The sequence below is a fragment of the Ancylomarina sp. genome (assembly GCF_041555295.1).
In the GTDB taxonomy this organism is placed as follows: domain Bacteria; phylum Bacteroidota; class Bacteroidia; order Bacteroidales; family Marinifilaceae; genus Ancylomarina.
This window is the reverse complement of the sequence record NZ_JBFFKR010000060.1, coordinates 1-15,918: the sequence shown is the minus strand read 5'-3', so window position 1 is coordinate 15,918 and position 15,918 is coordinate 1. Positions and strand designations below refer to the sequence as shown.

14 protein-coding genes are annotated in these 15,918 nt (G+C 35.5%); 2 read left to right on the top strand and 12 right to left on the bottom strand.

The features are described 5' to 3' along the window. From ABY905_RS06710 to ABY905_RS06685, 6 genes are all read right to left on the bottom strand, one after another. The coding region (locus ABY905_RS06710) for a rhomboid family intramembrane serine protease (RefSeq protein WP_372641841.1) at positions 1 to 212 on the bottom strand (212 nt) is incomplete at its 3' end. Between the two features lie 63 nt (positions 213 to 275). Further along, positions 276 to 2,348: a carboxypeptidase regulatory-like domain-containing protein gene (locus ABY905_RS06705; protein WP_372641839.1), complete on the bottom strand. Its 2,073-nt coding sequence runs from the start codon at positions 2,346 to 2,348 to the stop codon at positions 276 to 278. A 96-nt stretch (positions 2,349 to 2,444) separates the two neighbouring features. Beyond that, entirely contained in the window at positions 2,445 to 3,410 is a 966-nt protein-coding gene (locus ABY905_RS06700) for a PorP/SprF family type IX secretion system membrane protein (protein WP_372641837.1), read from the bottom strand. Between the two features lie 101 nt (positions 3,411 to 3,511). Further along, positions 3,512 to 4,195, bottom strand: coding sequence for a gliding motility-associated C-terminal domain-containing protein (locus ABY905_RS06695; RefSeq protein WP_372641835.1), 684 nt, complete (start codon positions 4,193 to 4,195; stop codon positions 3,512 to 3,514). A 140-nt stretch (positions 4,196 to 4,335) separates the two neighbouring features. After that, positions 4,336 to 5,337, bottom strand: a complete 1,002-nt coding sequence (gene holA / locus ABY905_RS06690; RefSeq protein WP_372641833.1) for a DNA polymerase III subunit delta — start codon at positions 5,335 to 5,337, stop codon at positions 4,336 to 4,338. A 25-nt stretch (positions 5,338 to 5,362) separates the two neighbouring features. Next, on the bottom strand, positions 5,363 to 6,133 hold the full coding sequence (locus ABY905_RS06685; RefSeq protein ID WP_372641831.1) for an AMP nucleosidase: 771 nt from the start codon (positions 6,131 to 6,133) through the stop codon (positions 5,363 to 5,365). Between the two features lie 78 nt (positions 6,134 to 6,211). On the opposite strand from ABY905_RS06685, the gene ABY905_RS06680 reads away from it, so the two are divergent. After that, complete coding sequence (locus tag ABY905_RS06680; protein WP_372641829.1) at positions 6,212 to 6,664, top strand: type I restriction enzyme HsdR N-terminal domain-containing protein; 453 nt, start codon at positions 6,212 to 6,214, stop codon at positions 6,662 to 6,664. Between the two features lie 4 nt (positions 6,665 to 6,668). On the opposite strand, the gene ABY905_RS06675 is transcribed toward ABY905_RS06680, so the two are convergent. Next, positions 6,669 to 7,259 (bottom strand): hypothetical protein, encoded by a 591-nt coding sequence (locus ABY905_RS06675; RefSeq protein ID WP_372641827.1) that lies wholly within the window; start codon positions 7,257 to 7,259, stop codon positions 6,669 to 6,671. A 111-nt stretch (positions 7,260 to 7,370) separates the two neighbouring features. Between ABY905_RS06675 and ABY905_RS06670 the strand changes: the two genes are divergently transcribed. Further along, on the top strand, positions 7,371 to 8,627 hold the full coding sequence (locus ABY905_RS06670; protein ID WP_372641825.1) for an LVIVD repeat-containing protein: 1,257 nt from the start codon (positions 7,371 to 7,373) through the stop codon (positions 8,625 to 8,627). 54 nt (positions 8,628 to 8,681) lie between these two features. On the opposite strand, the gene ABY905_RS06665 is transcribed toward ABY905_RS06670, so the two are convergent. The 5 genes from ABY905_RS06665 to ABY905_RS06645 form a co-directional block, all read right to left on the bottom strand. Beyond that, positions 8,682 to 9,230, bottom strand: a complete 549-nt coding sequence (locus ABY905_RS06665; RefSeq protein ID WP_372641823.1) for a PepSY-associated TM helix domain-containing protein — start codon at positions 9,228 to 9,230, stop codon at positions 8,682 to 8,684. An 83-nt stretch (positions 9,231 to 9,313) separates the two neighbouring features. Beyond that, entirely contained in the window at positions 9,314 to 9,760 is a 447-nt protein-coding gene (locus tag ABY905_RS06660) for a YhcH/YjgK/YiaL family protein (RefSeq protein ID WP_372641821.1), read from the bottom strand. Positions 9,761 to 10,325: 565 nt separating this feature from the next. Continuing rightward, on the bottom strand, positions 10,326 to 13,046 hold the full coding sequence (ppdK, locus tag ABY905_RS06655) for a pyruvate, phosphate dikinase (RefSeq protein ID WP_372641819.1): 2,721 nt from the start codon (positions 13,044 to 13,046) through the stop codon (positions 10,326 to 10,328). 320 nt (positions 13,047 to 13,366) lie between these two features. After that, complete coding sequence (locus tag ABY905_RS06650) at positions 13,367 to 14,380, bottom strand: dihydroorotate dehydrogenase-like protein (RefSeq protein ID WP_372641817.1); 1,014 nt, start codon at positions 14,378 to 14,380, stop codon at positions 13,367 to 13,369. Between the two features lie 314 nt (positions 14,381 to 14,694). Beyond that, positions 14,695 to 15,366: a DUF6261 family protein gene (locus ABY905_RS06645; RefSeq protein ID WP_372641815.1), complete on the bottom strand. Its 672-nt coding sequence runs from the start codon at positions 15,364 to 15,366 to the stop codon at positions 14,695 to 14,697. Between the last annotated feature and the right edge of the window lie 552 nt (positions 15,367 to 15,918).

Here is a 15,918-nt window from a genome sequence, read left to right as displayed (position 1 = left end):
TTCTCAAGAGCTCCTCCAAAGAAGAATAGAACAATCATATTCACCAATAAGTGATTCCAATTGGCATGAAGAAAACCATGAGTTAGAATTCTATACCATTGTCCACGCTTCACTATCTGGTAGGCATTGAACTGGTATCGGTAAAGTAATTCTGTTTTATTAAAAGCAGTAATTGAGATGATTACTGTAATAGCTATGATTAATATGGTCATAATATACTGTGTAATTGTGATAGCTATATATAAATATAGCCAGGATAAAAGTTTATTGATGATCTAGAATGACTCAACTAGTTTTACAACAATTGTAGCGCTTCTTGTGTTAAACCCAACTGCATTAATTTTGATTCGATTGGCAGTAATTCCTTGAGTAATTAGATAATTCATAGCTTCAGTTGCTCTTTTTAAACAAAGTTCTTTATTCTTTCTGTTACCATTATCAATTTTAGTACTGGCTCTAACCTCGATAAGAACATCAGGATTATGATTTAAGATCTCTATCACATTATTCAATTCTCCTTTTGTTATCTCGCTTAATAACCAACCTTGATTTGGAAAGGTAGATGTTTGTAATTCGATCGTTTGGTTTCTTTTAGTTTTAATTAGATCGATAGATTGAATCTCATCGTACATATAGTTTGTAAGAACTGTTGTAAAATACCCAGGTTTTGAAACGATTAGATCGTAGTAATTTCCAGTATCTATATCCAAAGAGAAATTCCCATTGGAGTCTGTATTGTAATAGGTTGATAGTTTGTACGTTTTATTAACGACTTCAACTTTTGCATTTTCAATAGGATTTGATGAGAATTGATTCTTAACAAAGGCTTTTATATTTGCCCATGGAGATTCTTCTAATCTGATTTTTATATTTCTGTTCTTAACTAAATTTTGAGGGAAATATAGAACACGTTTCATTTTAAAATCTGGTTTTTGAATAACCAAACTATATTTTTTATCCTTGAAAATATCGAAACTAAAGTTTCCTGAAGGATCTGTATACGTCTTATCTAAAATAAGATTCTTGTCCACAAGAAATACAGTGACACTGTCTATAGGTTCTTTGGGTCTAAGTTTTGATATTTGACCGCTAAGTATTTTCAGTTTTGCTGGATTACTTTTGAACTCAAAGATATCATCACTATCATTTCTATTTGATGAGAAATAGCCCATTTTTTTCTTGTGATCGAAGATGTATGCGAAATCATCTTTATCTGAATTAAATGGGTATCCAATGTTTACCGGGTAATTCCAGTGGTTCTGTTCAAAGCTAGATTTAAATATATCTAAGCCACCAAAGCCAACGTGTCCACTCGATGCGAAGTACAGGTTTTGATCTTCACCGATATAAGGAAACATCTCGTTACTCGATGTATTAATACTAGGACCTAAGTTGATTGGTGGCCCCCAAGAGAAGCCTTTTTTTCTGCAATAATAAATATCTGTACCACCATATCCTCCAGGCATATTTGAAATGAAGAACAAAAGTTTACCCTCTTTTGAGATAGAAGGATGTCCAGTTGAATAATCATCACTAGCATGTAAAAATAATTCTGGCTTATCCCATTTTCCATTGTTAAAACGTGACATATAAATATGTAATCTTGCCTGACCATTTAAGTCAGCAGTTCCTTTGTTTCTTGAAAAATAGATGAATTTTTCATTCGAAGAAAAGCAAGCAGACCCTTCGTGATATTTTGAATTGAGTTCCTCGGATAATAACTTAGGAATAGAGTAGGTAGTCCCAATCTTCTTTGAAAAATAAAGGTTGAAGTAGTGATCTCTAGTCTCTCTATTTATTTGTTTAGATTGCTTATTAGATCGACCAGAAACTAAAACCAAGCCATCTTTATAAAAAGATGTTGCATAATCAGTTTGCGATGTGTTTATATTTAGAGGCTTTGCAATATACAAACTGTCATCTTTGATTTCATTAATAATATTACAAGCTTGAATGTGTTGTTTTGCAATTTTATCAGATGGATTAAGTTTACTGTATTTAGTATACCATTCTTTTGCTTCTTGGTAGTTATGTAACTTCTTTAATAAATTAGCATAATTAAGGAAGTCAACTGCTTCTGCCTCGGGATTTTTAATCATCCTTTTTACAAGTTTCAGAGCCTCATTATCTTGCTGAGTTTCTAAATAACAAAGGAATAGATCTCTTTTAACTGCTTTATCCTTATGATTTAGAGAATATTTCTTCAGGAAGGGAATAGCAAGTTTATACTCCTTTTTCGCAAAGAATCGTTGACCTTTCTCAAGGTTTTTGTTCTGTGCGTAAGCTGATGTCTGAGTTATGAACAATATAAGGGCAACAAAAATTGTTGTTAGCAATTTTTTATACATAGTTTAAATATCTAGTCAGTTATAGTTGACGGTTTAAATTCTAATCGTCTGAATGAAACAAGTTTTGAACCTGTACAGGATGCAAAATACACAACTTTAGAAATATCTAGGTGATGTATAGCTACTTTTCTTCAAAGAAATTTTATAAGTTATGAAAATTTCATGGCTTGTATGATCGCCTTTTTTTAGTTTGTCAAGACTATTTTCAAAGGAGTAGGATATGCCTAGTGTGGAGTCGAATTCATAGCCCATATTAATTGCCCAATACTTCTCAGACCGAAAGCTTCCTCCAGCAGAAATACCGTTTATATGACTAAGATTAAGATTGAAGCTATAATTGGTTATTGAGTTTAAGGAAGAAAAAAACAGTACTGATGGGGAGGCTTGAATTTCAGAATTAATATTGATCAGAACACCAGAATTTAAATAAAAGTAGATGTCATTGAATTCAAAATTAATAGACTTGCTCAAACCTTTTTCATGAGGATAAGCGTTCTGCAAAAGGCGAGGAGCCGAGAGTCCAATATGGAATTTAGGTGTATTGTAATAGGCTCCTATACCAAAATTTGGAGCAATACTACTCACATTCATGTTAGGTATACTTGGATCATCTCCATTAAAATTAGGGTCATAGGTGGTTACCTCTGACCATCGAACTTCTTTGTTAACCAGCCCTGCCTGAAATCCGAAAGAGAATACGCGATCCTTTGGCATATTAATTTTGTAGGCGTAGTTCGCAAAGAATCCAGTTTCATTTAAGATCCCAATTTTATTACTGTATAACATGGCCCCTAAACCAACCTGACTATTGTTTAATGGTGCGTGAGCAGATAGTATTGCCGATTTGGGTGCGCCATCTATTCCAGTCCATTGTTTATGGTAGCCCATTGCTATTTCCATATAAGGATTGCTGCCTGAATATGCAGGGTTTAGAAATAGTTTGTTGTGATTGTAATTTGAAAATAGAATGTTTTCCTGAGCTGATAGTTTCGTGCAAAAAGAAAAAAGACATATCAATGTTGTCAAAATAAAAATGCTGATGATATGTCGCTGCTTATCCATTCACTTATAATCTTGAGTAGATTGTTTGTTGAAAAAACATAGTGGTATTAGGGCTATCTGAATTCATAAGGTTTTGATAACCAATTTGGAAAAAGACGCACTTATTTCTTTATGACGATATAGCCACTCTTAAGGTACTTTTTATCCTTGATGATAAGTTTGAAGAAATATGTTCCGGGAGGTAGTTTGTCTCCAGGTCCTAACTTAACACCAGTTTTACTATAGCTTCCGTCCCAAGCTTCATCATTCGAGTAATTGCTTTTATCGAAGACTTTAGAACCCCATCTCGAAAATACGATGAATTCATTAACAGGATAATTCTCTATACCTTTAATGTAGAATTTGTCATTGATATTATCACCGTCAGGTGAAAAAGCGTTAGGAATTAGTAAATCTACGTTATTAGGATTTTTAACATCGACTAAAATATAAGCCTGACTACATTGGCTTCGATTATTGCAAATTTCGTAGAATACGGTATCGACACCAAAGCTGTCTTCATATGGGTAAAAAACTATTAATGAGTTGTTTTCAATCAGATAAGCTTTTCCGGCTTGATCGTTTTGACGAAGAATTTTTGTTTGCGAGAAATCTAATGTTGAAGACGAATAAATATCATTTTCAAGAAATACGATTTCGATATAATTAACCTCATCAACTAGTGTTTTGTTATTTATAGAAACAGAATCATTCTTCGCTACAGGGGGGGCACCATCCTGGCCAAAGCTTATGTTTGGTCCAAATAATATAACAAGTAGAAAAGAAAGAGTAAAAATTGATTTCATAGTTAAATACAAATTCTTTGATGATGGACGAATGATTATTTTACACTAATATACTAATAATATGTTCTATTCGCCATGAAATAACCCAATTAGATTAAACGAAATATAATTTTAAAGATAATAGATTTGTTTATAAATTGCTAATGAAGTGTTTTGAATATTAATTCCTTTAGAAGATCCCCATTTTTTGAGCTAACATTCCCAATGCCTTTTGATTTTAAATCGTACTCCCTCAGAAGGTTTATAATTGAAACAAGTTTCTTCGGGTTGTATAGTCTTGCTGCTGATTTGTAGTCTTTTACAAAGAATGGATTGACGCCGAGAGCAGAAGCCGTAATTTTATCATTGGTCTTGTTTTTTAAGAAATGAAATTTTAAAATTTTTGAAAAATAGGAGTGAAGTAGGGCAATTGTGACGTAAATCGGATTGTTTTTCTCGTTTGTTGAGAAGTAATTTATGATCTGATTTGCCTTTACAACATCTTTTTTACCCAATGCATTTTGTAATTCAAAGTTGTTGAAGTCTTTTGAAATACCAATATTTTTCTCGATATCGTCAGCTGTAATAGTGTTTCCCTGCGGTATATTGATGCTTAATTTATCCAGCTCATTTGAAATTTTACTTAAATCATTACCTAGAAATTCTGAGAGAAGAATACTGGCCTTTGTATCAATTTTGAGTTTTAAGCTACTTGTATATTTTGATATCCAATCTGGCAACTGGTTTTCGTATATTTTTTTTGATTCAAATAAAATACCATATTGAGCCACATTTTTAGTAAATGCTTTTCTTTTGTCTAATGATTTGTATTTGTAATTAATGACTAATATGGTTGACTTGAGAGGGTTTTTTATGTAAGTATCCAGCAATTCGATATTTTTGAGTTGTTGCGCTTCTTTTACAACTACAAGCTGTCGTGTTGACATCATTGGAAAACGGCGAGCCGTATCCATAATGTTAGCGATATCAGCGTCCTTACCATAAAACACCGTCTGGTTAAAATCACGCTCAGCTTGCGGAAGAGCATTTTCTAGGATGTAGTCTGTGATTTTATCGATATAAAAACTCTCTTCTCCCATTAAGAAATAGATGGGGGCATATTCCTGTTTTTTTATACTGCTGTATATTTCTTCAAATGTCATGTAATTCTTTTGAATTGTTTTTTTTCTAGAATCTAAGATGTTTAACTGATTCTTTATTGTGCATAACCTCTTTTAGGGCATCGATTCCTGCTTGGATATGCCGATTAACAAATCGATCGGTGACAATGGCGTCGCTACTTTCAGTTTTAACTCCAGTTGAAATCATCGGTTGATCAGAAACTAATAAGACTGCTCCTGATGGAATTTCGTTAAAAAAACCAACCGTAAATATGGTTGCAGTTTCCATATCGATGGCCATAGCACGAGTTTTAGCCAGATATTTTTTAAAACGCTCGTCAAATTCCCAAACTCTCTTGTTGGTCGTGAAAACGGTTCCCGTCCAATATTTAATATTTTTATCGGCTATAACCTGAGAGACAGCTCTTTGTAAGCCAAATGCTGGTAGTGCTGGTATTTCGGGAGGCAAGTAGTCATTAGATGTCCCCTCACTTCTAATAGCAGCAATGGGAAGAATCAAATCTCCCAGTTTGTTTTTTTTCTTCAGTCCACCACACTTTCCCAAAAATAAGACACCTTTGGGTTTTATGGCACTAAGTAGATCCATTATAGTAGCCGCATTAGGACTACCCATTCCAAAATTTATCATGGTAATGCCATCTGCCGAGACGTTTGGCATTGCTTTGTCTTCGCCAGTAATTGCAATATTATATTTCTCGGCAAAGATTTCTAGATAACTATTGAAGTTGGTTAGAAGAATATATTGATCGAAGTCTTTTAATGCTCTTCCCGTATAACGGGTTAGCCAATTTTTTACAATTTCTTCTTTTGTCTTCATATGCTGAATAATTTGCTTTCCTGATTTGACGATGAGCTAGTGAAATCTGTTTATATTTGTTTTCAATATAACGAAAATATGGACAAACTAAATCTACCCACCTACAATTTTAATATCAAATTAGAAGGACAAAGAAAGCTAATTTTTGATAGTATAAGAAGGAAGTTTGTGGTATTAACTCCAGAAGAATGGGTGAGGCAGAATTTCATTTCTTATTTGGTTGACTCAAAGAATTATCCCAGAGGATTGATCGCTGTTGAAAAGAAAGTGGATGTTAATCGAATGCCGCAACGCAGTGATATTGTCTTGTATAATAATAAGGCTAATCCATTAATGATTGTTGAATGCAAAGCGGCTTGTGTGAAAATATCACAAGATACTTTTAATCAGATTGCTCGTTATAATATGAAGTTGCAGGTGCCTTACCTGGTTGTAACTAATGGCCTTACGCACTATTGTTGTCGTATCGATTACGATAAAAATAGCTTTGAGTTTATCCCCGAAATTCCTGATTACAAATCTTTGGTATAGATGGCTAAAATTCTAATCCCAAATGTAATGAGATGCGATTGTAGCTGTCGTAGTGTATTTCATTATCCAAAGTATAAGTATTGTAGGCTTTGTGTTTAATTTTTTGATAACGATAGCCTATCGAAAGCAGCAATTTGCTGGAAGAACCTACGCGAAGTTTGATTCCCATGCCAGGATTGATGAGCCAGCCTCCTTTTGAATCGAAATCAAGATTGGAGTACTGATAGTTGTGAGCCTTTCTATTTTCCAGATTAAAACTATACCCCATATTGGTAAATGCAAAAACGTCAACATCGCCATGTTTGATGGGATGTTCTAATCTTACAAAAATAGGCATCTGTGCCTCCCTAAAGCTTTCGTATGCGATGCCCAAACCCAGCAAGAATTGATTTTTAAACAGATAAGAAGAACTATACATTAAGGAAAATGGCGCTTTATTTTGGTTGTTACTACTCCCTAAAAGAACTCCAGTCTGAAAGTGGTTTTTAATTGGAGAGGGACTCCTTTTTGTATCTTGACTTTCCTGCGCCAGACTTGTTGTTGTGATAAATATACAAGCCAGTAATATCTGTGTTTTAAAAAATCTATTCCCCATGATAGTTGTTTGTTTTTTTTAAAGATGTGATGATAATGAAAAGGTTGCGTCTTAAACGCAACCTTTTTTAAAATTATGCATCATACTTACAAATCATAAAAGCTTTATATCATGAACAACATAATCAAGCTAAGTTTTTTAATGCTTATTGCAGTCACATTTGTGTCATGTGAAGATAAGATTGAAGAGAAATATCACGTTAACTCACCGATATATCTCAGTTATGAAGATTTAAGAGCGTCGGTGAAAATTGAAGGCTCACGTGAATTTGAATCTCCGGCGAAGATCTATTTTAAAGACAACTACATTTTTGTCAACGAATATTTAAAGGGAATTCACATTATTGACAACAGCGATCCTAAAAATCCAGTAAACACATCTTTTCTTAATATTCCCGGAAATGTCGATATCGCTATAAAAGGGCATTCTCTTTACGTGGATAGCTATACCGATTTAGTTGTTCTTGATATTGAGGATTTGAGCAATATAAAAGAAGAACAGCGATTCAAGAATTACTTGGGCTATATGATTCCTCCAACAGGAAATACGCTTCGATATGATGATATTGATGAAACAAAAGGGGTTATTATTGGTTGGGAGGTAAAACGTGTTACAGTTGAAATAGAAGAGCCAGATTACATTTATCCATGTTACGATGGAGTCAACGGTTACAATTCATCCAAAAGTCCTGGAATCAATAATAGTACAACGGGGACTGCAGGTTCAATGGCTCGCTTCATATTAAGTAATGATGCACTATATGTCTTGAAAAATGAACATCAGCTTACTGTTTATGATATCAGCAATGTGAATTCAATGACTCACAGTGGGGATTTTAATGTGGGGTGGATGATGGAGACTCTTTTTATCAGCGAAAATAGACTCTTTATTGGTGGGCAAAATGGAATGAATATCTATGATCTTAGTTCACCGTATTCACCTGAGTTTATAAGCAATTATAATCATTTTAGAGGTTGTGATCCTGTTGTGGTGGAAAATAATACTGCCTACGTAACCATTCGTTCAGGTAATACATGTGGTCAGAATCAAAATGTGTTGGATGTGATCGATCTCTCTGATATAAATTTACCCAAGCAAATAAAATCCTATCAAATGACAGAACCGTATGGTTTAGGAATAGATAATTCCATCCTTTTTGTTTGTGATGGGAGTGCAGGCTTAAAAATTTACGATGCCAATGATCCATTAACGATTACCCAACATGTTTTAGCACTCTACCCCGACATCAATACTTACGATGTAATTCCATTTGGCGATTTGCTTATTTGTATCGGTAGAGATGGTCTTTATCAATACGATTATAGTGATATTGAGAATATTGAATTATTAAGCAAAATAGAACTCTAAATATGAAATGCAGATTACGGATTCAGTAATCTGCATTTCAATATCTCATCTTGCTTATATAAAAAACCACATGATGGAAGGAATTAGTACGCCAACAAGTGCCAATTTCCAACCTCTTTGTTTGAAACCAAACTTTCCCTTTGTGATTATTAAACCCGTCAGGCAAATAATTAAAACACTAATCGCAAAAAGGTCGGAATACCATAACCATAAACTATCGTTCGATTTGTGCAGATCAACCATCTGTCCCAATACAGGTCTGATATTGAACATCTCCAATTCTCCCTTGCCTGTTTTTGGATCAATGAAAGCGTATGCATCTTTGAAATAAAGGTTGTGACCACCTCTTCGCCAGCCTGAACCTCGGAATTCTAGATCGATATTGTTTTGCTTTAACCATGTTTCGAAGAAAACATCATCAATTGCATCTTCGTCTGCTGGAAGATCGATTTGCAATGTGATCGTTTCATAGGTGTAATCTCGAGGATCCCATGATTGACGGTGATTTAAGGCGATCCCAGATATTGAAAATGCCATTAATAAGCCTGCATAGAAATATGAAAAATCCCTATGCCATTTTCTAAATTTTAAATTCCACTTCATTATTAAATATTATTTTTTCAGATATTCTATTTTGAAGATTAGTGTGTCGTTAGTCTCACTAATTCCAGGTATATATTAGAGTCTTAAATGCGTACTTTCACAACTACTTTTCGCACTATTGAAATTTGGTTTAGCCCAACACATGGCATGTGTAGATCATCTGGAAAAAATATGCCAAATACTGACTGATCGAATTTAAACAAAGTTGAATCGCCCTTGTAAAAAGCATAATCATCTTTGTCGTTTTTCACTTCAAGTTCTTGATTAGTCTTGGATGTAAGTCCAATATGTTCTTCTCCTGTAATAATATATTGAATATCGATATACTTGCTGTGTCCCTCAAGTTTGCAATCTTCAATCTTCCTTGTGTCGTATTCCTGAACCATTGCAAAAACATCATCACCTTCAATTTTATAAGTTCCCAAATCAATTTTAGAAAAATCTGAATTGCTTATGTATTCAATCCCTTTAGCCAGTCTGTCACTTAAACTTGCATAAAGCTTTAAGTTTTCTATTTTATCTATTATCATTTTGTGTTTTTTTATACAGAAGAGTGTTTGTTATTATAGTTTTCGACGTCAAACTTATCAAATTTATTGCAATGAAATAAGGCTGCCCATTTGGACAGCCTTAAATATTTCTATTTATTACCATTGTATTTTCATAGGCAATAGTTTTAGCTTTTTTTACAGAAATGGATTAAGCTTTCTTAGCTTTTTTCTCTCTTTTCTCTGCTTTTTTTTCTTTAGCCGTTTTAAGAGGCTCTTTTTTCTCGCTCTTTTTAGCGTCTTGAGATTTTGCCATGATCCTATATTTTAAAAGTTAGTTTTAAATTTCTCATTTAAGAGGCTATTTTTTTCATTCAGACATAAAATTACATATTATATCTTAAACTATTTATATTTATTAGAACATTAGTTTCGCTTATGTTATTTGTTTACTTTTTAGAAAAGTACATAAGTTCTTGATAGAAGATACTTAAATAAGTTATGCCATTACAGATAAGCTGGGAGGAATTGTAGACCTATAAAAGCCGTAAAACATGAAAGGCTGCCCCTGAGGACAGCCTTTCTATATATTGAGAATATGATTCTCTTAGTTTTGCTTCAAGTTAGCTTGAGCAGCAGCTAAACGTGCGATTGGCACACGGAAAGGAGAACAAGAAACGTAATCCATACCAACTGAGTTACAGAACTCAACTGAAGATGGCTCACCACCGTGCTCACCACAGATACCTAATTTGATATCAGGACGAGTTGATTTTCCTTTTTCACAACCCATACGTACCAATTGACCGATACCTTCTTGATCTAATACTTGGAAAGGATCGTGCTTAAGGATACCTTTTTCAATATAGATAGGTAAGAATTTACCAGCATCGTCACGAGAATAACCGAATCCCATTTGAGTCAAGTCATTTGTTCCGAAAGAGAAGAATTCAGCATACTCAGCAATTGCATCAGCAGTCAATGCAGCACGAGGAATCTCGATCATTGTACCTACTAAGAAATCTACTTTGATACCTTTCTCAGCGAATACTGCAGCAGCAGTTTCTCTGATGATATCTTCCTGCATCTTAAATTCTTTAAGAGTTCCGATCAATGGAACCATGATCTCTGGCTTAGGATCTTTTCCTTTAGCTTTAAGATCACAAGCAGCTTCGATAATAGCACGAGCTTGCATCTCTGTAATCTCTGGGTAAGTATTACCTAGACGACAACCACGGTGACCCAACATTGGGTTAAACTCGTGAAGAGATTCAACTTTAGCTTTAACGATAGATACATCAATACCTAATTTTTCAGCCATCTCAATTTGAGAAGCCTCATCGTTAGGAGTAAATTCGTGCAATGGTGGATCCAGTAGACGAATAGTAACACCAAAACCGTCCATAGCTTCAAGAATTCCAGAGAAGTCTTCTCTCTGAACAGGAAGTAATTTAGCTAAAGCAGCTTTACGTCCTTCAAGATCTTCAGCAAGAATCATCTCACGCATTTTCCAGATCTTATCGCCTTCGAAGAACATATGCTCTGTACGACATAGACCAATACCTTTGGCACCGAATTCACGAGCAGTTTGAGCATCAGCAGGAGTATCAGCGTTTGTACGAACGTACATACGTGTGTTGTTCTCTGCAAGATCCATCAATTTACCGAAATCACCATCTAAAGTAGGAGTGATTGTAGCAACTTTACCTTCGTAAACTTTACCAGTAGTACCGTTCAATGAGATGAAATCACCTTCTTTAAAATCAACACCGTTGATAGTCATAGAAGTTCCTGTTACTAAAACACCAGCAGCAGAAGAAATACAACATTTACCCATACCACGAGCAACTACAGCAGCGTGAGAAGTCATACCACCACGCTCAGTAAGAATACCTTCAGCAGCGTACATACCTTTCAAGTCTTCTGGAGAAGTCTCGCGACGTACTAAAATTACTTTTTTACCTGCAGCAGCCCAATCTTCAGCAGCCGTTGCAGAGAATACGATTTGTCCTGTAGCAGCACCTGGAGAAGCTGGAAGACCTTTAGAAAGCTCTTTAGCAGCATCAATTGCAGATTGCTCGAATACTGGGTGAAGTAACTCATCTAATTTGTTAGGCTCTTGACGTAAGATTGCTGTTTTCGCATCAATCATACCTTGCTCCAACATATCAACAGCCATTTTTACCATAGCTGCACCAGTACGCTTACCAGAACGAGTTTGCAACATCCAAAGCTTACCATCTTGAATGGTGAACTCCATATCTTGCATATCTGAATAGTGATCTTCAAGTTTTTGTTGGATCGTATCAAGTTCATTGTAAAGCTCAGGCATAGCTTCTTCCATAGAAAGGAATTCAGCTTGACGAACTTCTTCAGAAGTACCGTTACGCTCAGCCCAACGAAGTGAACCAACTTTAGTAATTTCAAGAGGAGTACGAACACCAGACACAACATCTTCACCTTGTGCGTTGATCAAATACTCACCGTTGAATTGGTCTTCACCAGTAGCAGCATCACGAGAGAAACAAACTCCTGTAGCAGAAGTATCACCCATGTTACCATAAACCATAGCTTGTACGTTTACAGCAGTTCCCCACTCAGAAGGAATATTTTCCATACGACGGTAAAGGATTGCACGCTCAGTATTCCAAGAATCGAATACAGCACATACAGAACCCCAAAGCTGATCCCAAGGATTAGTAGGGAAGTCAACACCAGCGTGCTCGCGTATAACTGCTTTGTAACCTTCAACAAGAACCTTAAGATCTTCAACAGTTAATTCAGTATCAACTTTGTAACCTTTAGCTTCTTTCAATTCGTCAAGAACAACCTCAAATGGGTTATGATGTCCTTCTTCAGCCTCAACACCCATAACTACGTCACCGTACATGTGGATGAAACGACGATATGAATCGTAAGCAAATTTTTCGTTCCCTGATTTTTCAGCAATAATTTTTACTGTCTCATCGTTCATACCTAGGTTAAGAACAGTGTTCATCATACCTGGCATAGAAGCACGAGCACCAGAACGAACTGATAATAACAATGGGAAAGAACCATCCTTAGCATCAAATTTAGCGTTCATTGCAGCTTCTGTAGTTTTAACAGCAGCTTCAACTTGCTCTTTGATCATTGCAACAACAGCATCTTTTCCAAGCTTGTTGTAATCAGTACAAACTTCAGTAGTGATAGTGAAACCAGCAGGAACTGGAACACCAATTAGGTTCATTTCAGCAAGGTTTGCACCTTTACCTCCAAGCAAATTCTTCATGTCTGCTTTACCTTCGGCTTTACCGTCACCAAAAGTATAAACGTACTTAGTACTCATAATTATCGCTTTTTAGTTTTAAATGTTATTCAGCTTTGTTAATTAAAGCATTCAATAACAATTATATATTAACTTATAATATTCTAAATCTTAAATTCACAAGGCTTTTTGTCTGTATTCGGACTTGAAAATTGTACACAAAAGTAACGTTCTTTTCTTTAAAATAAAAGCTATAAGCTGACAATCTAACTGTCTTTTTTCAAATGATTTAGACTTTCATTTTTCAAACGTTTGCAGGGCTTTAAATTCCTTTTTCTCATCATTATACACAAGAATAAAGCCGATCAGTCGACCAGCTTTGTTCCTGTTTAATCGTTCCCTTATCGCATGGGGTATTTGTTGATGATCTCTTCTGGTTTTAGTAAAAAATCCAGATATTGAGCACGATAGTAGATGTCGGAGGATTTTAATTCGTTATCGGAAAGTTTGCCTCTGAATTCACTAATTGTTTTATAACCTTTAGCATCCATCCAGCTTTCAAGTTCATCTAGAACTTCTGCAATATAAGAAGGCTCATTTTTGTAGATGGCACTTACCATTTGAACAACATCAGCACCACTTAAAAGCATCTGAATCACATCTTCGTGTGTGTAAATACCATTTGTACCACAAAGAGCCCCTTTTATTTTGTTGTGTAACAAACCAACATAGCGAAGGCCTAGTTTGAAATCGCCTTTTTGGCTTAAATTGAAACGTGTGATATGACTTTCCTTATCGATATTAATTTCGGGTTGAAACAGACGATTAAATAACACAAAGGCTGAGGCTCCCGCCTTATCCAATTGGCTCACAAAGTTCATTGTGTTGGTATAGTAAGGACTCAACTTAATACTGAATGGAATTTTCAGTCTCTTTTTTAAAGTCATTACAATTTTCACTTTCTCTTCTTCTATCTCAGCCGCAGTTTTGTCTATACTTGTTGGCATGGAATAAAAGTTGAGCTCTAAGGCATCAACCCCTGCATCTTCAAGTTGTTTGGCATAATCAAACCATGTTACATCGTAAACACAATTTAAACTTGCAATAACAGGAATCGAAACATTCTTTTTGACATCAATAAGCTTCAGGATATGTTCCGTAGGGCCTGCGTGTTCCAGTGTTGGAAATATGGAAACCATCTCGGCATTTCGTTCCGAGTAGGTGTCCATCTCATCATCGAGCTGAGCACGTTCCATTTGGATTTGCTCTTCGAAAAGCGATTTATAGACAATTGCACCAGCGCCAGCAAGTTCTAATTCTTTTGCGCCTTCAACAGTTGCCGATAGGGTGCAAGCACCTACAATAATGGGGTTTCTTAGCTTAAGCCCCATGAATTCTACATTTAAATTAGCCATATGATTTGTATTTAAAGGTTTCAGTTTCAACTAAAATTAGTCAATGTTAGGGAAGTATTCAATTTTAAATTTAGTCTGAGGGCTTGGCTTCTTGTATTGGCTTTCTATAAGTATTGATATTAAAGGAGTCTGGGGTCTTATATTTTATTTGGAGCTTAAATATTCACAGGATTACAAAATTTCAAAATTGACAGATGATGTCTTTTGAATATGTGCATTGTTTTGTTCTTTTGATTGCCTGGGTTTTAGCCCAAAATAAAAAAGGAACAGATCCCATGATCTATTTCTTCCTTGCAATTTAGCCCTCAATTAAATTATTCCGTTGCGCTAGGCTCTTGTTCCTGCGTGGTGTTGCGGGTTTTGCGAGCACGCGCCTTGGTGTTTATGCCATCGATATGCTGGATAATCACCTTATTGATTTCCTCGTATTTTTCAGGCATCACTTGTGATGCATTATTTAAATAAGGAAGCAAGTGATTGTTAATCAGGTTGCGAATTGTATTTTTCTGAGTCGAAGGCGCAATGGTTTCTTCCATGCCGGCAAGCTCTTCTTTCATATTGCGGAAATGTGTTTCGAAACTCGTTGTAGAGGCTTTCAATTCTGCGACACGATCGCTAACGCCAATCAAACTGTCAACCAATGGCTTCACCCTCACATCTTCAAGATTGCTGATTAGGGCATGGGTGAGTGCCAATTGTCTTTCGTAGCTCAGCTTGTGAAGGTTTAAATTACGGGAGCTGATAATTTTCCATACCGCAGTCGCATTGTCGGCGATACTTTCATCAGATAGATACATATTTGCCGAAACAAATTGTTTGAGGCAAACGAAGTGTTTGTCAACAATAGCATCTTCGGTTTGTAGGGCTTTGGAGCCCTGACCGCCACGTGCGAATTGAATCGCAGTGCTCATTGTCTTGTTTTCTTTATTCAGTAGAGTAATAAGATGGCTGAGAATTGTATCGGCAGTCCAATCAGCTTTAGCCAACTGGTGTCCGATGTTTGTCGCCAAGGTATTAATCTCATTACTGTCATTTTAATTTATGTATTAATGGGTTAGTTGGGCTAAATCGAGATTTAAATTAAAAAATATAAAATGAACAATATAATTTTAAATGTTAAAATTTGTCCACCAATAGTAAGTTTAAACTTGACAGATTTGACACGCATCTTATTAAACATATTTTATTACCTTAGTTAGTTTTTGCCTCAAAATGGCTTGCATCACGATGGTGATTATCCTTTTGTCATTGGCAAGCGGTACAATTCAGTAGAGGAATCTTATTTTGTACGCATACTTGCCTCGCTGTTGCGGATGAGTGTGATTACGAACAAACAAATGCTTCGCCGATGAGAAGAGTTGAATATTTGGGACTCACGAGCACATGGCCGAAGAGAAGAAGCCTCTTTTTGTACAAAATATTGGACTCCGAAGCGGTTTTATGCCCTTTTTGCCTTCGTTTTAGGCTTTACACTTGCGTTTTTCACCGTTTTTGTACAAAAGTCTTCGTTTTCGAAGAGGAGAAGGCCTCGCGGATGG